The following is a 20823-nucleotide window of genomic DNA, read 5'->3' on the forward strand; positions in this document are numbered from 1 at the left end:
TATGACGGTTCGTTTTGTTCGCCTCCGCATTGTGGGGTTCAAAAGCTTTGCCGACCCCATAACCGTGGAACTGCTCCCCGGTCTGACCGGCGTTGTTGGCCCTAACGGATGCGGCAAATCCAACGTGGTGGAAGCACTCCGTTGGGTTATGGGGGAATCCTCCGCCCGCTCCCTGCGTGGGGGGGAAATGGATGACCTTATTTTTGCAGGCACAGCCGGGCGTCCGGCCCGCTCGCTGGCGGAAGTCACCGTAACGCTGGAAGGCACAAAGGGCTTTGGCCCCGCAGCCTTTGCCGATCTGGATGAACTCCAGATTACCCGCCGGGCAGAACGCGGTGCCGGGAGCGATTACCGCATTAACGGCCGCCCCGTTCGCGCAAGGGATGTACAGACCCTGTTTGCCGATCTGGCATCTGGTGCGCGCTCCTCCGCCATGGTCAGTCAGGGCCGGGTGGCCATGCTGGTCGGTGCCCGCCCGGAAGAGCGGCGCAGCATTCTGGAAGAAGCCGCAGGCATTACCGGCCTGCATGCCCGCCGGCACGAAGCCGAGATCAAGCTCCGCGCAACCGAAGGCAACCTGACCCGCGCGGAAGACCGCCGTGTGCAGTTGACCGAACGGCTGAGTGGTCTGGCCGAACAGTCGCGCGAGGCCACGCGCTACCGCGAAATTTCAGCGGCCCTGCGGGACGCGGAAACCGAGCTGCTGGCAGTCCTGCACGCACGGGCCAGACTGGCCGTGGAGCGCGCGGCAAATGCCGCCGTGCAGGCCCGCAAAACCCTGACGACACATGAAGAAGCGGCCGAAACCGCTGTTCTGGCCGAATTTGAAGCCACCAAAGCCCTCCCCGCGCTGCGTGAGAAAGCCGATGCCGCCCGCACGGCACTGGAACGCTGCCGTGTTCTGGCAGAAGGCGTGGTCAAGGAAGAAGAACGCGCAGCCGCTCAGGCGCAAGCCGCAGCCGAACTGCTGCAACAGCACGAGGCCGATGCACAGGCCGCACAGACCCGCCTGCAGGACGTGCTGGACACGCTCGAACGCCTTAAGGCGGATATGGCCGAAGTGCTGACCGCCCAGACATCGCTCCCCACCCGCACGGCCGAGGCCGAGCAGCAGATACAACAACTGGGCACCCAGCAGACCGAAACCGAACAGGCCCTTGCCAGCCTGACAGCCGAGCTGAGTGCAGCCCGCGCAGGCAAGGAACGGGCCGAAGACAGCCTGAACAACGCCCGCACACGGCACGAGCGGGTTGCCCTCGCACTCAACACCATTCAGGCTGAACTGGCGGAACTGGAAAGCCAGCTTCCCTCCGAGCAGGCACTGGCTACGGCGCAGGAGCAGGCAGAGCAGGCCGCACAGGCCCAGCAGGCAGCCAAAGCCGCGCAGGAGGAAGCCGAGCGCCTTTGTGCGCAATGCAATATTGACCTCTCCATTGCCAAAAATAATGCACAGGCTGCACAGGCCGCTCAAAACGAGCAACAAAAAGCCCTGCAACAGGCCCGACAACGCCTGACAGCCCTGCAGGCTGAACTGCATGGGGCCGAAAAGCGCCATGCCGAAGCGCTGGAGGCGCTCATCAGCCCCGATGTGCTGGATGCGCTCCAAACCAGCACCCAGCAAGCAGCCGCCACGCTGGAACAGGCCACGCAAACGCAGGAAAAAGCCGAGGCCGAACGCCGCGCCGCCAGCACCGCCTTTACCGAGGCCAGTCGCGCTGCGCAGGAGGCCGAAGCACACCAGCGCAGTGCTGCCGAAGCCCTGCGCACGGCCAGCACCACGCAGCAACGCGCACAGCACGAAGCACAGACCCTTACGCGGGAACTGGACAAGGTGCGGGCCGAAGCCATTGCTGACACGGTTCTGGACAGCGCCCGACAGGCACGCACCCAGCAGGAAAATGCGCTGGCCCAGACCGGGGCCGAGCTGGAGCAGGCCGAACACACGCTAAGTGTGCATAAGGCCCAGTACGCAACAGCCCAGGAGCAGCAGACCACACTCCAGACCGAACTGACCCGCCTGCAGGCACAGGCCGAAGGGCTGGATCAGGCTCTGGGGCAGGATAGTGCTGTGGCGGAAAACCCGGTTTCCGCCCAGATTACCGTTCCCGAAGAATACGAAAACGCTCTGGCTGCCGCTTTGGCGGAAGGGCTGGACGCACCCGCAGCCCCCGATGCCCCCCAAGGCTGGCGGCACCTCCCGCCTGAATCCCTGCCTGCCCTGCCCGGCGGCGCACAGCCGCTCAAAAACCACATTACAGCACCGCCGGAGCTGGACAGGGTCCTGCTTTGTACCGGGCTGCTGCCCGAAGGTGCGGATGGGCGAGCGCTTCAGCCCTTGCTGGCTCCGGGGCAATGTCTGGTCTCCACCGCAGGGGATCTATGGCGGTGGGACGGGTTTTACACTCAGGCAGGGGGAACCAGCACGGCCGCGCGCAGGCTGGCCCAACGCCGTGTTCTGCGCGAAACCCAAAGCCGTCTGAGCGTGCTGCAGGCCGACCTGCCCGCCATACAGGCAAGCGTTGCAAGCTGTGCTGCCGCAGTACAGGCCAATGAAGACCTGCTCAGGCAACTGCGCAGCAGCCGCAACACGCAGGAACAAGCACTCCAGAAGGCCCGCGCGCATGAGACCGAAACAGAGCGCCGCCATGCCTCCTACCGCGCAAGGCTGGATGCCACACTCCCCCAGCATGAGCGCGCACAGGCTGCTCTAGCCGAAGCCGAGACCACACTCAGCAATGCCCGGCTCGCGCATGAGAGCCTGCCATCCTTACAGGATACCCAGCGTGCCCTCGCCACCACGCGTGAGAGAAACACCGCAGCACAAACCGCCGAGCAGCAGGCGCATGCTGCCTTCAAACAGGCACAGGCGGCCCTGCAAACGGCCCGGGACAAACTAGCCCGCGCCGAACAGCAGCATGCCTCCGCCACAACGCGGCTGGAAACGCTCACCCCCGAGCTTGAACGCCTGCGCCATAATCTGGCAACGGAATCCACAACTGTTGCAGAAATGGAAGATAAACTGGCCTCTGCCCAGTCCATGCAGCAGGCCCAGAATGCCCTGCACGCAGCACAGGAAAAGCTGAACGCCGCCAACACAGCCCTACAGGCTGCAACCCAGACCACCTTGCAGGCCGATGCGCAGATGGCCGCAACTGCGCAGACCAGCCGTGCATTGCACGAGCAGGCCCTTACCCTGCGCAGCCGTCTGGCGGGGCTGGCCCCACGGCAGGCCGAACTGCACAGCGAACACACAGACACCCAGCAGAACCTGCTTGCAGCACAAGCCGCGCTGGAAGCCGCCTGCGCCGCAGTGCCAGAAGATGCACAGGCCAGACTGGACAACCTGCACGCCCAGAAAACCGACCTGCTGGGCAAGCTTGATGCCGCGCGCGAACTCCGTGCAGCCCTGCAGGCCGAATCCACCACGCTGGCAGACCGGATTAACACGCTCAACACCGCACAGGCCGAGTGGAGCGCGCGTGAGGGCCTTGCCCGGACAGACACCACAAATGCCCTCCAGCGGTTGGAAGCGGCGCGGGCCAACCACAACAAGGTGGCCGAACTCCCCACGGCGGCACAACAGCAAAAAGCCAGCACATTGGCGGCACTGGAAGATGCCGAGGAACACTTTGCCCAGACCGACCGCCTACGGGCCGAAGCCGAAGCAGCCCTGACCACTGCCCACGAACTGCGCCGCAAAACAGAAGGCGAACTGGCCACCGCGCGTGAAAACCAGCTGAAGGCGGAAGGCAAGAGCGAACAGGCTCAGGCCATTCTGGACCAGTTGCTGGTGGAAACCCCTAACCCGCCCAGACAACCCGTTTCCGACCTGACAGAAGGGGCCGAAACCTCCCTGCGCCGCAAGATTGCCCGCCTGACCCGCGAGCGGGACGATATGGGGCCGGTCAACCTGCGGGCGGAACTGGAAGCGGAGGAAGCCTCCACCCAGGCCCAGACCCTTGGGGCGGAAATGAGTGATCTGGAGGAAGCCATAAACCGCCTGCGCGGCTCCATAGGCTCGCTTAACAAGGAAGGGCGTGAGCGGCTTATGGCGGTGTTCACACAGGTAGACCAGCATTTTCAGTCCCTGTTTACCCGTATGTTTGGCGGTGGGCGCGCCCATCTGGGCCTTGTCGGGAGCGATGACCCGCTGGAAGCCGGGCTGGAAATCTATGCCCAGCCACCGGGCAAAAAGCTGGCCACACTTTCGCTCCTGTCCGGAGGTGAACAAGCTTTAACCGCGCTTTCCTTGATTTTTGCGGTGTTCCGCTGTAACCCTGCTCCGATATGCGTACTGGACGAAGTGGATGCCCCACTGGATGACGCCAATGTGGGCCGCTTTAGCGCCCTGCTGGGCGACATGGTTGCAGAAGCCGGTACGCGTTTTCTGGTCGTGACACACCACCAGCTCACCATGGCCCATATGGACCAGCTTTTTGGTGTAACCATGCAGGAACGCGGAGTAAGCCGCGTTCTTTCTGTTGATCTGGCTAAAGCGGCCTCTATGGTCGGTCAGAAGGACAAGGAACCCACTGATGTCACATCCTGAAAAGGGAGCTGACATATCTGTTTGCTGCGGTGCCACCACCTCGCACAGGTGTTTGAAAAAAATTGCCTTTGCAGCAACCCTATGCGCTGCATCCGTAGCCGTGCTGGCCATCCACCACACCAAAACCAGTGGTATTATGGCGCGCATTCACCACGGGCTTATTGTTTGTGCCAGTAATACGGGCACACAGAGCGTGGCACAGGCCGCGACCATTTCGTCCATGGGGAGGCCCGGCATGGTACGTTTGAGCCTGACCAGTGGTGCAGACGGGCAGGTTGCCGTAGAACCGGGCAGCAGCACGCTTGCGACCATTCTGGACACGGCCAGCCACTCCAACACCCTGCTGATGCTTGACCTGCATGGAGCAGACCCCAAGGAAGTAGCGCATGAGGTCAGCAAGGCCCATATGCGTGACCGGGTGATTTTTGTACCAGCCGATTACAAAAGCACCGCAGCAGCCCTAAAAGCCGATTCCAAGGTTATGGTGGCCATTCCCATAAACTCCGAGCGGGATGCCTATAACGCGCACCGCATGGCCGGGCGCCATCCCTACGCGGCCTATCTTTCCCCCACTGCGGCACCCAGCCTGTTCTCTCTGGTTCACCGCGATGCCGAAGCCATTATTACCGACACCCCTTCGGCTAAAATATCTACGGCGGATTTTCTGGCAAACAGGCCGGTTGATATTGTTATTACCCACCAGCCGTACCAGTTGACCACATCCCTTACGGTGCCCGGGTCTTCCACCACACATTCCGAATAACATCTGCCCCTAACCTTTTGCTCCTTGCAAAACCGGATAGTGGGTCGGCTTGCGTTTTAAACGCCCCAACAAAAAAGCCCCTGCCCTTTTTACAGGAGCAGGGGCCTTGTGGCCGTTGGATGCAACCCGCTTACGCGGGAAGCATTGAGCCTGTTTCAATAAACCGCTGGTGCCAGGACAGGGCTTCGGTCAGCAGGTGTGGTGTATGCTTGCCGAAGGACTCCTTGCATGCACGGTCCAGATAATCCTGCAACATCGGGCGGTAATCCGGATGTGCGCATTTTTCGATAATGGTCTGGGCGCGCTTGACGGGCGAAAGCCCACGCAAATCGGCCAGCCCCTGCTCGGTCACAAAAATCTGGGTGTCCTGCATGATGTGGTCCACATGGGCTGCCATGGGCACAATGGCAGAAATTTTGCCACCCTTGGCTGTGGACGGTGACAGGAAGATGGACAGGTAGGCGTTGCGGGCAAAATCCCCCGAACCCCCAATACCATTCATCATCTTGGAACCCATGACGCGGGTGGAGTTAACGTTACCGTAAATATCCGCCTCGATCATGCCGTTCATGGCAATACAGCCTAGCTGGCGGATAACGCCCGTGCTGTTGCTGATGTCCTGCTGGCGCAGGATGATCTTGGAGCGGAAGAAGTCCATCCGGTTGTTGATCTCTTCCGCCGCTTCGGGGCTGAGAGAGAACGAGGTTGCCGAGGCAATACGCATACGCCCCGAATCCAGCATGGCGAGCATGCCATCCTGAATAACTTCGCTAAAGCCAACCAGATTTTCGAACGGCCCTTCGTTCAGGCCATCAAGCACGGCATTGGCAACGTTGCCAACACCGGACTGCAACGGCAGCAGGGAGGGCGGCAGGCGGTTCTGTTTGACTTCGTGCTCAAAAAAATCAAGCAGGTAGCCCGCAATAGCTTTTGCTGTGCCATCTGGCGCGGCAAAAGGTGCGTTACGGTCGCTGTCATTCGTGCGGACGATGGCCTGAATCTTGGCCGGATCAACCTTGAGGAAGGTGCGGCCAATGCGCTGGTCCGCACGGGAGAGCGGGATAATATCACGCGGGGCGGCACCATAGCTGTTGCCATCCCAGACGTCATGCGTGCCTTCCAGCCCCGGATTTTGCCATTCGTTGACTTCGATAATGACCTTGTCGGCCAGATCGAGAAAAGCCTGCGAATTGCCCACGGAGGAGGTCGGTACAATGCCGCCTTCTTCCGTAATGGCGGTAGCTTCCACCACGGCAACATCGAACTTGCCGTAATTGCCCTGAGCCGCACGCAGGGCCACCTGCCCGAGATGGTTATCAAAATAATCCGTCTCGCCAGCATTAATGCGGTTGCGCATGGCCGGGTCGGTGTTGAACGGGGAGCGGAAGTAAACACCGTTCACCTTGCCCAGCTCGCCATCAAGCTGCGGGCCGGTGGATGCGCCCGTAATCAGGCTGATCCGGTGTTCCTGCCCATTATTATGGGCGGCTTCCATCTGATGGGCCAGGGCCATGGGCACGGCCTTGGGGTAGCCTGCGCCAGTAAAACCGCTGGTGCCCACTACGTCACCGTTTCGGATCAGCTTTGCCGCGGCCTCTGCCGGGCAAACCTTGCTACGCAGCGCGACGTTCCGAATGCGCTCTGTCATGAGAGGCCTTCCTGTTTTTTCTTCTCAAACTGTTCCGAACATACAAAAGCTGCAAACCACCACAGAGTTCCTGCGCCACGCCCCGGTCCGGAGCTGTGCGCCATCTGGCAATGGCCCTGCCCTGCTTTCGCATTTTCAGGCTTGTTTCCGCCCCTGAAAGTTCTTGCACCCTATGCGCAAACAGAAGCCTCTGGCGCGTCACATACTTGTGCATGTGTATGCCCCCTTCAAAAAAAACTTGCCAGCACCGTTCCTGTTTTCGCTCGAAAAGCCTACATGAAGGTTAGGAAAGAACGGGTATGGATGGCATGTTCACGGATACCAGGCATGACGAAAACGTGAAGAACGCAATGCGAAAAGGACTCCGCATTGTGGGCGATGTGCATGGGGATCTGGAAGCATTCCGCCATGCCGTGGCCACGGATCGTTTTATCATCCAGCTGGGTGATCTGGTGGATTACGGGCCAGATAGCGCGGGTGTTCTGCGCCTGATGCTCCAGGTCCAGCGCGAGGGGCGCGGCCTGTTCCTTATTGGTAACCACGACCGCAAACTCGGCCGTGCGCTTATGGGCAAGAAGCTCCGCTCCTCCCCCCATCTGGATGAAACACTGGCCCAGTTGAGTGCACCAGATAACGTGGATGTCCTGCATGACGTGCTGCCAGCACTGGAGCAGGCTCCGGCATGGCTGGTCATGGGGCGGACCATTTTTGTGCACGGTGCGTTTGAGCCACACATGCTGAACGAGCCACCGCCCCCACCGCTGGGCCGCGTAACCTACCTGCTCTCACGCGCACTGTTTGGCGAAACAACGAGCCGCGTGCAGGCCGATGGTTACCCCGAACGCACGCTTAACTGGGTCAACCACATTCCCAACGGCTACACGGTTTACTGTGGCCACGACCAGCGTTCGACCAATGGCTGCCCCCTGACCATACCCGGCCGGGCTGGCGGGCGCGCCATATTTGTGGATACGGGTGCAGGCAAAGGCGGACATCTGGCGTGGGTGGACCTGCCTTACCCGCCTGTGGAAGAAAAACTTTTTGTCTGTTAACGTCAGGGCGTTACGCGTTTATAACGCTCCCATAATGTTCTTTTCCAGCAGCCAGAGACCTTGATCACCGTGACAAATCAGCCGTGCCCCCCGGAAGCCCTGCAGGACCTCCGCCGCAGCATAGACAATATTGACGCAGCTCTTGTGGCCATGCTGGCAGAACGCTTCCGCTGCACCAAGGCCGTGGGGGCACTCAAGGCTCTCCACAAGCTCCCCCCCGCGGACCCCGCGCGTGAGACTCAGCAGATCGCGCGCCTGCGCCGCCTTGCGGAAGATGCACATCTTGACCCCGACTTTGCGGAGAAGTTCCTCAACTTCATCATCCACGAGGTGATCCGCCACCATGAAGCCATCGCGCTTGAATCGGCTCCTCACCCCTCCTCCCCATAACATCATGTGATCTTATGCCCGCTCTCCCCACACCCCGCCGCCTGATTCTGCTCCGTCATGCGGAAGCGGTGCCACCTGATCCGGGCAATTTTTCTGTCGAGTCAGACATGGCGCGTCCCTTGACCCACAATGGCGAGCACGCCGCCATACGGTGCGGGATGTGGCTCCACCAGAACGGGCTGGCCCCCGATGCGGTCCTGTGCAGTCCGGCGGTAAGAACGCAGCAGACCCTTGCAGGCGTGCAGAGCGCTCTCCCCCCCGCCAGCCCAGACACCGTGTTGTTGTGCCCCGAAATCTATGAGGCGGCACTTGGCGCGTTAAGCAATGCGCTCCGGCAGGCTCCCCCACAGGCCCGTACGGTTCTGCTGGTCGGGCATAATCCCGGTATTTCAGAGTTTGCGCGCTGGCTGGATAGCAGGAACGAAAAGCTCGATCAGGGATTCGCTCCGGCCTCTCTCGCGGTCTTCGAGATGATCGGAAGCGACCTTGTTCCGGACCCGACCACTTGGGCAAACTGCGACAGCATGAGCCTTACATTGCACACATTCACGCGACCCTGAGAGAAAAAACCCCGGTTTTCTGCCGGTGTGCACGCGTGATAACGCGCGGTTTATCGGGATGAACCTTTTTGTTTGCTCCTGAATGGGAGACAACACTCAAACAGCAGGCCGCAGCCGCGACCGTGACCCCATTATGCAAAAGGAAACACCATGAGCGTGTCGCAGAACGAGGGTAAGCAGTCCACCGCTACCATTTCGATCGGTGGCAAAACCGCCGAGATGCCCGTACTTTCTGGCAACCTTGGACCGGATGTTATTGATATTCGTAAACTGCCCTCAGAACTGGGCGTGTTTACGTTTGACCCCGGTTACGGCGAAACGGCCTCCTGCAACAGCAAGATCACCTTTATTGATGGCGATAAGGGCGTTCTGCTACACCGTGGCTACCCCATTGCCCAGCTGGCGGAAAATGCTTCCTACGAAGAGGTGATCTACCTCCTGCTCAATGGCGAACTGCCCAACAAGACGCAGTACGATACTTTTTCCACCACGCTGACAAACCACACCCTGCTCCATGAGCAGATCCGTAACTTCTTTAACGGTTTCCGGCGTGACGCCCACCCCATGGCCATTCTGTGTGGCACGGTTGGCGCTCTTTCTGCCTTTTACCCCGATGCCAGCGACATCGCCATTCCCGAAAACCGGGAACTGGCTGCCATGCGTCTGATTGCCAAAATCCCGACCATTGCGGCCTGGGCTTACAAGTACACGCAGGGCGATGCCTTTATTTACCCGCGGAATGACCTGAACTACGCGGAAAACTTTTTGTCCATGATGTTCGCGCGCATGTCCGAACCCTACAAGGTCAACCCCGTTCTGGCCCGCGCCATGAACCGGATCCTGATCCTGCATGCAGATCATGAGCAGAACGCTTCCACCTCCACCGTGCGTCTGGCAGGCTCCACCGGGGCCAACCCGTTTGCCTGTATTGCCGCAGGTATTGCCGCCCTGTGGGGACCTGCTCATGGTGGGGCCAATGAAGCCGTACTGAAAATGCTGGCCCATATTGGCAAAAAAGAAAACATTCCGGCCTTTATCGCTCAGGTCAAAGACAAGAACAGTGGCGTCAAGCTCATGGGCTTTGGCCACCGCGTTTACAAGAACTTCGACCCGCGCGCCAAAATCATGCAGCAGACCTGCCACGAAGTTCTCAAGGAACTGGGCATCAAGGATGATCCGCTGCTTGATCTGGCTGTTGAGCTGGAAAACATTGCGCTCAGCGACGACTACTTTGTGCAGCGCAAGCTCTACCCCAACGTGGACTTCTATTCCGGCATTATCCTCAAGGCCATGGGCATTCCCACCAGCATGTTCACCGTGCTGTTTGCGGTTGCCCGCACCACCGGTTGGGTAAGCCAGTGGAAAGAAATGATTGAGGAACCGGGCCAGCGCATCAGCCGCCCGCGCCAGTTGTATCTGGGTGCTACTGAGCGGGATTTTGTCCCCTTCAGCAAGCGCTAAAAGCTGACTGCCCTGTTGTTTGTAAAAAACTGGTCCGTGGTAACGCGGGCCAGTTTTTTTTGCGTCAGTCAAAACCAGATAAATACTGTGCCGTTATCAGCCATAAAAAAAGCGGATGCTCATTGACCATGAGCATCCGCCAGAACTGTCTGGTGCTACCGGCCTACACTTGCTGGCCGGTAAAAATCGGTTATTCAGCCGCAGTTGCACCCGGCTGTCGGGCCATCATCCTTGCGGACCATATGGTGGTCAATCCATTCGGAAACCAGCATACGCGCTTCGCTCAGGGACGATTCGGGGTGGTGGATACGGTAAAGGGTGGTACAGGCGTTAAACGCGGTTACGTCTGCCGTACCCACTTCGCGTAGTTCCGTGTAAGCCGTGATGACGGCCCGCTCGCATTTCCGTGCGATCCGACTTGCTTCTATAGCCACGACATTTACCCTTAACTGATAACCAATCTCAACTCGCGCAATTAAACGCCACATCCAGCCCCAACGCAAGGATTAAGTTCCATTTTACTTTACACATAAAATCACAACCTGCTTATATTCGCCGTTTTTCTGTATTGTGCATAAATCCTCCCTTTTCCGGCTAAAACTACGCAGCAAATCACATATATCAGGCAGATGGGCATGGATTTTCGGCCCGGCTAGCGGTATGCCAATCCAGCTTTAACCACCATAACTTCAAGGAATCTGCCATGATGTCGCCAGCAGGCATTGCCTCTCCCACCGGAGAGACCAGCGAATGGGATCGTGATGCCGCCCTCACCACCGCACGCCTGCTGCTTGAAATCAAGGCAGTCAATTTCCGCCCTGAAGACCCCTACACCCTGACATCTGGCTGGAAGTCCCCTGTTTATATTGACTGCCGGCGGATTATTTTCTTCCCCCGCGCACGCGCAAAAATTGTGGAACTGGGCGTAGAAAAAATTGGCCGTCACGTTGGTTACGAAAGCCTGGAAGCCATTGTAGGGGGCGAAACAGCCGGTATTCCATTTGCCGCATGGATGGCTGATCGCATGCTGCTGCCCATGGCCTATGTGCGCAAAAAGCCCAAAGGTTTTGGCCGCAACGCCCAGATTGAAGGCGACGTGCCCGAAAACATGCGGACCCTGCTGGTGGAAGACCTGACCACGGATGGCGCATCCAAGGTGCAGTTTGCCAATGCCCTGCGCAACGCAGGCGCCATTGTGAACCACGCCTTTGTGGTGTTCTACTACGGCGTTTTCCCCGGTGCCCAGCAGACGCTGACAGACATGAACGTAGCCCTGCACTCCCTGTGCACATGGTGGGATGTGCTTGAAGCCTGCGCGAGCCGCCCTTACTTTTCCGAAGAAGCGGCATCTGAAGTCCGCCGCTTTCTGGAAGACCCCTGTGGCTGGTCCGCCCGCCGTGGCGGCGTAGGCAGCCTTGAAGAAGCCGCCGCGTTCAAGGCACGCAAGGACAAATAACACCGTGCAGACGACTGGCCCCGCACTGACTGGTCCCTACCGTGTTCTGGCGTTTGATTCAGGCATTGGTGGATTAGGCATTGTGCGGGCCATTCGGGCACATGCTCCGTCGGTCAAGGTGGACTATCTGGCCGACACCGCCGTTTTTCCCTACGGTGAGCAGGATGATGCGGTCCTGACCCAACGCATTATCTCCCTTCTTTCCCACGCGGTTGAACGCCTGCGGCCTCAGGCAGTTGTTATTGCCTGCAACACGGCCAGCACTCTGGCGCTGGATGCCTTGCGCACCACATGCCCCAGCCTGCCGTTTATTGGCTGTGTGCCCCCCATCCGGTGGGCGGCACGCCAGACAGAAACCGGCGTTATTGGCCTGCTGGCCACCCGGGCAACCATCCGCCGCCCCTACCTGTCCCGTCTGCACACGCTTTATGCGCCGGAATGCACGCTCATCGCCCATGCGGCACCACATCTGGCAAGCTATGCCGAACAGGTTTTTCGCGGGCGCTCCGTACCTGATGATCTTGTTTATAAAGATATTGAAGGTCTGCTCAGCCACCCGGACTCTGCACGGCTTGATGCCGTGGGCCTAGGGTGCACCCATTACACTTTCATGCTTGATCAGCTACGCAGGATAGCCCCACCAGGTATGGTATGGCTGGACCCGGCAGATGCCGTTGCGCGGCAGACCTGCACGGTTTTGCAAACCCTGCCCCCCATGCCCGGTTTAGGCACACAGCCAGAGCAGGCGTGGTTTACGGCCATGCCAACCGACGCAGACGCCCTACGCGTGCATCTGCCTGCTTTTGGTTTTAACCAGATTACATTATGGCCCGAGCAGGCAAGCCAGCAACGCGCCTGCACGGCCTGAACGCCGGAGGCTAGCTCTGGCGGGCAGATAAAGGCCGTTTCAGCATTACAATCAGCATTTTTGCCGATCCTGCCAAAACGGCCACAGGCCAGCTTAGCTGGCGCGGCTGGCGGAATAACTCGCGGTTTCGAGCAACAGGGCTTTAAGGTCATTGTCAGGGAAGCCCTGCAACGCCTGACGGGCCAATGCGGCGTATTCTTCCGCCTTGGCCAAGGTCACGCCAATTGCATTGGTCTGGGCGATAAGAGCCAGTGCGGCATCCAGATCTTCTGGCTGCTGTTCGCACTCCTCAATCACACGCCGCCAGAATACACGGTCCTGCTCGCTGCCTGCCTCGTATGCTGCCAGCACCGGCAGTGTAACCTTGCCTTCCTTGAAGTCGTCCCCGACCTCTTTACCCAGCACGGCCTGATCTGCCGAGTAGTCCAGCGCATCGTCCACAAGCTGGAACGCCATGCCCAGATTGGCACCGTACACACGCAGGGCTTCACGGTCGGCGGGGGTTACATCCCCTATGACAGCACCAGATTCGCATGCGGCGGCAAACAGCGCCGCTGTTTTGCCATAAATAACCTGAAGATACTGCTCAACAGAGGTGGAAAGGTCATTCTGCGTGGTCATCTGCATAACCTCGCCTTCCGCCAGCGTAGCCGATGCAGCGGAGAGAATCGCCATGACATCCAGCGAAGCATCAGCCGTAAGGATCTGGAACGACCGGGCGAACAGGAAGTCCCCCACCAGCACGGAAGCCTTGTTGCCAAAAATGGCGTTGGCACTGGCCAGACCGCGCCGTAGCTGGCTGTCGTCCACAACATCATCATGCAGCAGTGTTGCTGTATGAATGAACTCGACACAGGCGGCAATTTCCACATGCCGCATGCGCCCGTCCTGATTGTTGTAGCCACACAGCCGCGCAGAGGCGAGCGTGAGCAGTGGCCGCAGCCTCTTGCCGCCAGCGGCCACAAGATGCGCAGCTAACTGCGGAATAAGCGCTACGGAGCTTTGCATGCGGTCCACAATGACCTGATTACATGCCTGCATATCCGCAGCGAGATAATCAGCCAGCGCCTTAAGGCCAGCTTCCCCTGGTTTACTCACAGAAACTCCAGATCCATCCTGGCTCGCGGCACTGTCCATTTCCGACAGACTGACTGCAACACCCAAATGCTATTCCCCCAGCCTCGGGATGAGTTGACGTCCTCTTATATGCGAGGCACCTGAAAAACGGTCAAGCACCAACACATTCAAGCCAGCCAGATACAGCGATGCAGCAAGCCCCATCTCTCCACCTTCCACCGACCTCGCAAGGCACTCTTTTGCGTGGACGTATCGCTTACAGCCAGTTCCAGCAAGGCTACCGCACAGGGCTTGAGCCCATTCTGATGGCTGCGGCCGTAGCCGCACGCCCGGGCCAGCACGTGCTCGAAATCGGCTGTGGAGCCGGTGCAGGGCTGTTATGCCTGATGCACCGCGTACCAGACCTGCACGGAACAGGGGTGGAGAAAGACTCCGAAACAGCGGCACTGGCCCGTACCAACCTGCTCGCCAACAAAAAAGTGCAAGCGTCGGTAATTACAGCATCTTTCCCCGAAGGGGTGCCTGAGTTCCTGCGGTTTGACCACTGCATGACCAACCCGCCATGGCATGCCCCAACAGGCACAGCCTCGCCCGAGCCGCGCCGGGACCTTGCCCGCAGGATGGACATGCAGACCCTGCCACTCTGGATTAAGGGAGCCGCTGCCGTTTTGCGCCACAAAGGCAGCCTGACGCTCGCACTCCCCACAGCCCTGACCGACAGGGCCATAGCGGAGCTGAGCGCCCATGGTTTTGGGGGTGTCACCCTTTACCCCTTCTGGCCCAAAACAGGCCGGGAGGCACGCATCCTGCTTATTCAGGCCAAACTGGGCGTTAAAAGCCCCGCCCGCGTGCTGTCTGGCCTGACACTACACGAAGCGGACGGAGCCTTTACCCCTCAGGCGCGTGATGTGCTGGAAAACGGCACGGCCCTGCCGGGCCTGTAAACCCGCTCCATCCGCCCGATATTACGAGAAGACAGAGCTTTCAAACGCTTCTTCCCACGTGCCCAGCGTGGAGGCACGGCTGTATTCAGTCGCGCGGTTTTCAAAGAAGTTGGCGTGTTCGACCGCATTGAGCATATCGTCCAGCCAGGGCAGCGGGTTGGTGGTCGTGTTGTAAACCGGATCCAGCCCAAGCTGGGTCAGGCGGCGGTCAGCAATAAAGTGGATGTAGGTTTTAACCTGTGCGGCATCCAGCCCTTCTACCGGCCCCATTTCAAACGCCAGATCAATAAAGGCCTCTTCGTGCTCCACAATGGTTTTGCAGATTTCGGTCAGTTCCTGCCGCAGCCTGTCAGTCCAGATATGCGGGTTTTCCTGAATGAACACGCGGAACAGGCGGATAATGGACAGGCAGTGCAGGGTTTCGTCCCGCACCGACCAGGACACGATCTGCCCCATGCCCTTGAGCTTGTTAAAGCGCGGGAAGTTAAGCAGGATGGCAAAGGAAGCAAACAGCTGTAGCCCTTCGGTAAACGCACCAAAAGCTGCCAGTGTTTTTGCGATTTCATGCTTGCTGTCCACATTGAAGGACTGCATGTAATCGTATTTATCCTTCATTTCCTTGTACTTAAGGAATGCGGAATATTCTTCCTCGGGCATGCCGAGCGTATCCAGCAGGTGGCTGTAGGCTGCAATATGGATGGTCTCGATATTGGAAAAGGCCGAGAGCATCATCAGCACTTCAGTCGGTTTGAAAACCCGGCTGTAGTGCTTCATGTAACAGTTGTTCACTTCCACATCCGACTGGGTGAAGAAGCGAAAAATCTGGGTCACAAGGTGGCGCTCGCTCTCGTTGAGCACGCGGTGCCAGTCTTTTACGTCATCAGCCAGAGGCACTTCTTCGGGCAGCCAGTGTACGCGCTGCTGAGTCAGCCACGCATCATACGCCCACGGGTACCGAAACGGCTTGTACACCGGGTTGGCTGTTAGCAGGTCAAAACGTTCTTCCTGCGGCTGCTCGCCAGCTTTATGCTCGCTCATGATGCCTCCATCGGGCGGCACCACCCGGGAGGCCGCCTCTCGACTTTTTTACAAAACTGATGCGGACCAGCCTGCCCTTACTGGCAGGCCAGGCATTCGTCATAATTGTTGCCACCGGCGGCCTGCTCTGCGGCAGCCTGTTCGGCAACACCTGCCCCCAGTACCTCGGACTTGGCGAGCACGTTGCTCACCGTATCCGCCCGCTGGATGGACAGGCTGCGGCAGTAGTAGAGGGACTTCAGCCCCTTCTTCCATGCCTGAAAATGAATCTGGTTGAGGTCGCGCTTATGCACGTCCGCGGGCAGGAACAGGTTGACCGACTGCGCCTGGCAGATAAAGGGCTGCCGGTCGGCCGCATGTTCCACCACCCAGCGCTGGTCCAGCTCGAACGCGGTTTTAAACACGTCCTTTTCCTGCTGGGTCAAAAAGTCCAGATGCTGCACGCTGCCTTTGCTGGTGGTAATGGAGGACCACACCTCCGGCGTGTCCTGCCCTTTTTCCACCAGCAGCTTCAGCAGGTGCCGGTTGCGTACCGTAAAGGAGCCGGAAAGGGTTTTCTGCAAGAACACATTGGCAGCAATGGGCTCAATACCCGGGCTGGCATTCCCCGCAATGATGGAAATGGACGCCGTGGGCGCAATAGCCATCTTGTTGGAAAAACGCTCCTGGATCCCGTATTCCTCGGCATCGGGGCAAGGGCCCCGCAGCTCGGCCAGATGGCGGGAGGCGGCATCGGCCTGTGCGCGAATGTGCTTGAATATCTTGCGGTTCCAGACCTTGGCGATCACGCTTTCAAACGGCACGTTCTTGGCCTGGAGGAAGGAGTGGAACCCCATAACCCCCAGCCCTACGGAACGCTCACGCATGGCTGCGTATTTGGCCCGCTCCATGTCCTCTGGCGCACGGTCGATGAAGTCCTGCAGAACATTGTCGAGGAAGATCATCACATCCTCGATGAACTGGGGATTATCCGACCATTCATCCCATGTCTCAAGGTTGAGGGAGGACAGGCAGCACACTGCCGTACGTGCCTTGCCGTGATGGTCTATGCCCGTTGGCAGCGTAATTTCGGAGCACAGGTTGGAGGTCTTGACTTCCAGCCCCGCGAGTTTGTGGTGCTCGGGGCGGGCGTTGTTCACATGGTCGGAGTAAACAATATAGGGCTCGCCCTGTTCCATGCGTGCGGTCAGGATACGAATCCACAACCCGCGCGCTGAAATCTTGCGGATAACCGAGTTATCCTTGGGGGAGAGCAGCGCCCATTCGTCATCCGCTTCCACCGCGCGCATGAATGCGTCAGAGACCAGAATACCGTGGTGGAGATTGAGCGCCTTGCGGTTGGGGTCCCCCCCTGTGGGGCGACGGAGTTCTATGAACTCCTCAATCTCGGGGTGCCAGACCGGCAGATAGACCGCAGCCGACCCACGACGCAAAGACCCCTGAGAAATAGCCAGTGTCAGGCTGTCCATCACGCGGATGAAGGGAATAACCCCCGAGGTTTTGCCGTTGCGGCCCACGTTCTCGCCAATGGAGCGCAGGTTGCCCCAGTAGGAGCCAATGCCCCCACCCTTGCTGGCCAGCCACACATTCTCGTTCCACAGATCGACAATGCCTTTGAGGCTGTCATTGGCTTCGTTCAGAAAGCACGAAATAGGCAGACCGCGCGTTGTGCCACCATTGGACAGCACCGGGGTTGCGGGCATGAACCAGTGGCGGCTGATATAGTCGTAAATACGCTGGGCATGCTCCGCATCCGCCCCGTAATAGGACGCCACACGCCCGAACAGGTCCTGATAGCTCTCATCAGGCAGCAGGTAGCGGTTATCAAGCGTGGCTTTGCCAAAGGGGGTCAGCAGCGCATCGCGCGAGCGGTCAACACGCACCTGATGGTGCCCGGGGAGCTGCACCATATCCTGCATCTGCTCAGCGCCGAACAGGTCCGGTTCTTCAGCCGAGCCTGATACTCCTGAATGGGAACGACGAACGTCATTCTCATGCACGTCAATCAGACTCATGGCGCTTACTCTCCGGTTTTTGCGAACGATCATGTTGGTATGTGGCTGATGCCGCCGCATACACCATATATCGCGCTTCTTACCCTACTTTGCCCCCATATCTAGGATTTTTTTTGCCCGGAATGCGTGATTTTAGACTTGCTTATCCAAAAAATGGCTGATTCTTCCCGCTTCCTCAAAGGTGTCTTTTTTCAGCCTCCCCGGATCAGCCCGGACTGCTCCATAAGACTGCGCGAGGTGGTGATTCCATCTGCCACCGCCAAAGCCGCCGCCAGAGCGCGCCGCCCGGCCACCGCGTCCACCACAACAGGCGCTCCCTGCACGCACGACGCCACAAAAGCCTGATGCTCCGCGAACAGCGAATCATGCTCAGCCCAGCTTATGCCCTCACGCCGGAATCCACCGGTGCCCGGCAGGGGTAGCCCCCGCTCGCGCCCGATCATGCTTAGCTCACGTTTCACAAAATCAGCCGACAGATACCCTTCCTCGGAAAAAAGGCGCATCCGCCGCTCGGTCTTGAGCGATATGCGGCTTGCGGTAATGCTGGCCACGCACCCGTTTTCGAACCGCACCCGCGCATTCGCAATATCCTCATGCGCGGAACTGACCGCAGCTCCCAGCGCATCCACCTGTGCAATCGGGCTGTCCACAAGGGCCAGAACCAGGTCCAGATCATGGATCATCAGGTCCAGAATAACCGACACGTCTGTTCCGCGCGGTTTGTATGGGGCAATGCGCGTGGCCTCTATATAGAGCGGGCGGGTTATGCGCGCGCTTATGGCGGCGTGCTCGGCGGAATAACGCAGCAAATGCCCAACCTGACAGACCAGCCCGCTCTGCTGCGCCAGCGTTACCAGCATGTCTGCCTGTTCCAGCGTAGCCGCTACCGGTTTTTCCACCAGCACATGCCGCCCTGCCCGCAGGGCCTGCACGGCCAGCTCAAAATGAAACTCTGCCGGGGCTGCCACCACCACCGCATCGGACTGGGCTAGCAGGCTATCCACATCCGCCATAACCGGGCACCCGGCCTCGTGCGCGACCAGCTGGGCGCGGGCGGGGTCAGGGTCAAACAGGCCGGACAGGCTCTCCCCCGGCACATCACGTATTTTCAGGGCGTGGTACCGTCCAAAATGCCCTGCCCCAATAACCCCTACGCGCAGCGTTGTGCTCATGTGTTACAGCCCCTGCCTGATCTGGCCTGTGTTTTGCTTCCTCCAAGGGGTAGCAGCCCCACCCCCGAATGCAAACAAGGCCCGCTCCTGCCCATGCGCTACCTGCCATGCCCACCCACCCCATATTACGGCTGGGTGATGCGCCTGAGCCACGCAGAATGAGCGAAAAAGCAAAGCATTCCACCCATAAGCACGCGAACGGGTTGCATCTGTCAGGGTTGAGCGGCATGTTCCGGGCAGCAAAACTGCAAGCGATCAGGTAAGAATGTATTACAGCCGCCTCAAACTGGCCTCGGTACTGGGCGTATGCCTTTTAGGCCTGCTGCTGTGCCTGCCCAACGGCATGCGCAAGCCGCTCCCTTCCATACCATGGCGACAGATCCACCTTGGACTGGATCTGCGGGGTGGTTCCTACCTGCTCATGCAGGTGGATCTGCAAAGCCTGACCCATGACAGGTTGCAAACCCTCTCGGAAAACACGCGTGATGCGCTGCTGAACGCGCATCTGGGCTACCAGAACATTGCGGTGGATGCCGCCAAAGGCACCATATCGTTCATGCCGCGCTCCGCCGCGGAAACCGAGGCAGACATAGCGGCCCTGAACGCCCTGCCCCGTGCAGTGCCCAACGAGTTCAGCGTCAGCAAGCGTGAAGATGGCAGCATAGCCCTTGTTCTGGCTCCCGAATCCATTCGCACCCGTGCGCGTGAAGCCGTAACCCAGTCCATTGAGATCGTGCGCCGCCGTATTGACGGAACGGGGGCTGTTGACCCCGAAATTACCCGCCAGGGTGATGACCGCATTGTTGTGGAACTGCCCGGCATTAGTGACCCTGAGCGGATCAAGGCACTGCTGGGCACCACAGCCAAGATGAGCTTCCATCTGGTCGATGCCAACCCGCTGCACGCAACCTACCCGCCGCAGGGTGTCAGCCTTTTGCCAATGGCCGACCCGGCTGAGGGTGGCCCCCTCCCCGTTTTTGACCATGTGGATGTTGATGGCTCGGACCTGACCAACGCCGGCGCGGTCATTGACCAGCAGAGCGGCAAATGGGCGGTCAGCTTCTCTTTCGATTCGATAGGCACGCATGCTTTTGCTGCTGTTTCGCAGGCCAATGTTGGCAAGCGATTCGCCATTGTGCTGGATAACAAGATTATCGAAGCACCCGTGATCATGAGCCCCATAACAGGCGGCAATGGCCAGATTACCGGCGGGTTTGATGCACAAAAGGCAACCGACCTTGCCCTTATGCTGCGCGCAGGCGCCCTGCCCGCCCCGCTGAGCGTTATTGAGCAGCGCTCCATTGGCCCATCACTGGGGGCGGATTCCATTCGCGCGGGCATGATCAGCCTCGGTGTCGGCTTTATTATGGTCGTGGCCTTTATGGTGCTGTTCTACGGCCGTTTTGGCTGGTACGCGGACTTTGCCCTGCTGGCCAACCTTGTGCTCATGGTGGCCATTCTCTCGCTCTTTGAGGCAACACTCACCCTGCCCGGCATGGCGGGCATGCTGCTCACACTGGGTATGGCGGTGGACGCCAACATTCTGATCAACGAACGCATACGCGAGGAAATTGCCCGCGGGCGCACCCCGCTGGCAGCCATGCAGACAGGGTTTGAAAAAGCGACCTCCACCATTATCGACAGTAACGCCACGGCCCTGCTGGCCCATGTGATGCTGTTTGTTTTTGGCACAGGTCCGGTCCGTGGGTTTGCACTCACCATTACCATTGGCATTGTGACCACCCTGTTCACCACCCTGCTGCTCTCCCGCATGCTCATGGCCCGCTGGTACGCGCGTACGCGCCCCACCAGCCTGCCTGTTTGAAGAAC

The 20823-nt window shown here is 59.3% G+C and carries 16 protein-coding genes; 10 read left to right on the forward strand and 6 right to left on the reverse strand.

Features of this window, described 5'->3' with window-relative positions:
- Position 1 precedes the first annotated feature (1 nt).
- Entirely contained in the window at positions 2–4549 is a 4548-nt protein-coding gene (locus GOB83_RS00910) for a coiled-coil domain-containing protein (protein WP_165924986.1), read from the forward strand.
- Complete coding sequence (locus GOB83_RS00915; RefSeq protein ID WP_086645851.1) at positions 4536–5312, forward strand: hypothetical protein; 777 nt, start codon at positions 4536–4538, stop codon at positions 5310–5312. Before GOB83_RS00910 ends, GOB83_RS00915 begins: the two co-directional genes overlap by 14 nt.
- A 130-nt stretch (positions 5313–5442) precedes the next feature.
- On the opposite strand, the gene GOB83_RS00920 is transcribed toward GOB83_RS00915, so the two are convergent.
- On the reverse strand, positions 5443–6960 hold the full coding sequence (locus GOB83_RS00920) for an acetyl-CoA hydrolase/transferase family protein (protein ID WP_165924987.1): 1518 nt from the start codon (positions 6958–6960) through the stop codon (positions 5443–5445).
- Between the two features lie 308 nt (positions 6961–7268).
- Here GOB83_RS00920 and GOB83_RS00925 point away from each other — a divergent pair, with 308 nt between their 5' ends.
- The 4 genes from GOB83_RS00925 (at position 7269) to gltA (ending at position 10423) form a co-directional block, all read left to right on the forward strand.
- Positions 7269–8012 carry a metallophosphoesterase gene (locus GOB83_RS00925; RefSeq protein WP_095349157.1) on the forward strand — a complete coding sequence of 248 codons (744 nt, stop codon included), beginning with the start codon at positions 7269–7271 and terminating at the stop codon, positions 8010–8012.
- Positions 8013–8081: 69 nt separating this feature from the next.
- Positions 8082–8402 carry a chorismate mutase gene (locus tag GOB83_RS00930; protein WP_369823018.1) on the forward strand — a complete coding sequence of 107 codons (321 nt, stop codon included), beginning with the start codon at positions 8082–8084 and terminating at the stop codon, positions 8400–8402.
- A gap of 14 nt (positions 8403–8416) precedes the next feature.
- Entirely contained in the window at positions 8417–8962 is a 546-nt protein-coding gene (locus tag GOB83_RS00935; protein ID WP_165924988.1) for a SixA phosphatase family protein, read from the forward strand.
- Positions 8963–9112: 150 nt separating this feature from the next.
- A complete protein-coding gene (gene gltA, locus GOB83_RS00940; protein WP_086645848.1) occupies positions 9113–10423 on the forward strand; it encodes a citrate synthase in 1311 nt (436 codons plus the stop codon).
- 194 nt (positions 10424–10617) lie between these two features.
- Here the strand turns inward: gltA and GOB83_RS00945 are convergent, their stop codons facing one another.
- A complete protein-coding gene (locus GOB83_RS00945; RefSeq protein WP_086645847.1) occupies positions 10618–10857 on the reverse strand; it encodes a hypothetical protein in 240 nt (79 codons plus the stop codon).
- Positions 10858–11126: 269 nt separating this feature from the next.
- Between GOB83_RS00945 and GOB83_RS00950 the strand changes: the two genes are divergently transcribed.
- Together GOB83_RS00950 and GOB83_RS00955 are read left to right on the forward strand one after the other, a co-directional pair.
- Positions 11127–11879 (forward strand): orotate phosphoribosyltransferase, encoded by a 753-nt coding sequence (locus GOB83_RS00950; protein ID WP_086645846.1) that lies wholly within the window; start codon positions 11127–11129, stop codon positions 11877–11879.
- 4 nt (positions 11880–11883) lie between these two features.
- Positions 11884–12747: a glutamate racemase gene (locus GOB83_RS00955; RefSeq protein ID WP_165924989.1), complete on the forward strand. Its 864-nt coding sequence runs from the start codon at positions 11884–11886 to the stop codon at positions 12745–12747.
- A gap of 93 nt (positions 12748–12840) precedes the next feature.
- Here the strand turns inward: GOB83_RS00955 and GOB83_RS00960 are convergent, their stop codons facing one another.
- Complete coding sequence (locus GOB83_RS00960; protein WP_194301234.1) at positions 12841–13911, reverse strand: polyprenyl synthetase family protein; 1071 nt, start codon at positions 13909–13911, stop codon at positions 12841–12843.
- 101 nt (positions 13912–14012) lie between these two features.
- On the opposite strand from GOB83_RS00960, the gene GOB83_RS00965 reads away from it, so the two are divergent.
- Complete coding sequence (locus GOB83_RS00965; protein ID WP_165924990.1) at positions 14013–14768, forward strand: tRNA1(Val) (adenine(37)-N6)-methyltransferase; 756 nt, start codon at positions 14013–14015, stop codon at positions 14766–14768.
- 21 nt (positions 14769–14789) lie between these two features.
- On the opposite strand, the gene GOB83_RS00970 is transcribed toward GOB83_RS00965, so the two are convergent.
- The 3 genes from GOB83_RS00970 to GOB83_RS00980 form a co-directional block, all read right to left on the reverse strand.
- Positions 14790–15806, reverse strand: coding sequence for a ribonucleotide-diphosphate reductase subunit beta (locus GOB83_RS00970; protein ID WP_086646046.1), 1017 nt, complete (start codon positions 15804–15806; stop codon positions 14790–14792).
- Between the two features lie 77 nt (positions 15807–15883).
- On the reverse strand, positions 15884–17821 hold the full coding sequence (locus tag GOB83_RS00975) for a ribonucleoside-diphosphate reductase subunit alpha (RefSeq protein WP_165924991.1): 1938 nt from the start codon (positions 17819–17821) through the stop codon (positions 15884–15886).
- 191 nt (positions 17822–18012) lie between these two features.
- Positions 18013–18993, reverse strand: coding sequence for a Gfo/Idh/MocA family protein (locus GOB83_RS00980; RefSeq protein WP_165924992.1), 981 nt, complete (start codon positions 18991–18993; stop codon positions 18013–18015).
- 265 nt (positions 18994–19258) lie between these two features.
- On the opposite strand from GOB83_RS00980, the gene secD reads away from it, so the two are divergent.
- Entirely contained in the window at positions 19259–20818 is a 1560-nt protein-coding gene (gene secD, locus GOB83_RS00985) for a protein translocase subunit SecD (RefSeq protein WP_165924993.1), read from the forward strand.
- Positions 20819–20823: the final 5 nt, after the last annotated feature.

The organism is Acetobacter fabarum, assembly GCF_011516925.1.
Taxonomy (GTDB): Bacteria; Pseudomonadota; Alphaproteobacteria; order Acetobacterales; family Acetobacteraceae; genus Acetobacter; species Acetobacter fabarum.

What these genes read in the sequence shown, in the direction of transcription:
- GOB83_RS00910 (WP_165924986.1), top strand. Translation starts at nt 2, where the DNA reads ATGACGGTTCGTTTTGTTCGCCTCCGCATTGTGGGGTTCAAAAGCTTT.
- GOB83_RS00915 (WP_086645851.1), top strand. Translation starts at nt 4,536, where the DNA reads ATGTCACATCCTGAAAAGGGAGCTGACATATCTGTTTGCTGCGGTGCC.
- GOB83_RS00920 (WP_165924987.1), bottom strand. Translation starts at nt 6,960, where the DNA reads ATGACAGAGCGCATTCGGAACGTCGCGCTGCGTAGCAAGGTTTGCCCG.
- GOB83_RS00925 (WP_095349157.1), top strand. Translation starts at nt 7,269, where the DNA reads ATGTTCACGGATACCAGGCATGACGAAAACGTGAAGAACGCAATGCGA.
- GOB83_RS00935 (WP_165924988.1), top strand. Translation starts at nt 8,417, where the DNA reads ATGCCCGCTCTCCCCACACCCCGCCGCCTGATTCTGCTCCGTCATGCG.
- gltA (WP_086645848.1), top strand. Translation starts at nt 9,113, where the DNA reads ATGAGCGTGTCGCAGAACGAGGGTAAGCAGTCCACCGCTACCATTTCG.
- GOB83_RS00950 (WP_086645846.1), top strand. Translation starts at nt 11,127, where the DNA reads ATGATGTCGCCAGCAGGCATTGCCTCTCCCACCGGAGAGACCAGCGAA.
- GOB83_RS00965 (WP_165924990.1), top strand. Translation starts at nt 14,013, where the DNA reads ATGCAGCAAGCCCCATCTCTCCACCTTCCACCGACCTCGCAAGGCACT.
- GOB83_RS00970 (WP_086646046.1), bottom strand. Translation starts at nt 15,806, where the DNA reads ATGAGCGAGCATAAAGCTGGCGAGCAGCCGCAGGAAGAACGTTTTGAC.
- GOB83_RS00975 (WP_165924991.1), bottom strand. Translation starts at nt 17,821, where the DNA reads ATGAGTCTGATTGACGTGCATGAGAATGACGTTCGTCGTTCCCATTCA.
- GOB83_RS00980 (WP_165924992.1), bottom strand. Translation starts at nt 18,993, where the DNA reads ATGAGCACAACGCTGCGCGTAGGGGTTATTGGGGCAGGGCATTTTGGA.
- secD (WP_165924993.1), top strand. Translation starts at nt 19,259, where the DNA reads ATGTATTACAGCCGCCTCAAACTGGCCTCGGTACTGGGCGTATGCCTT.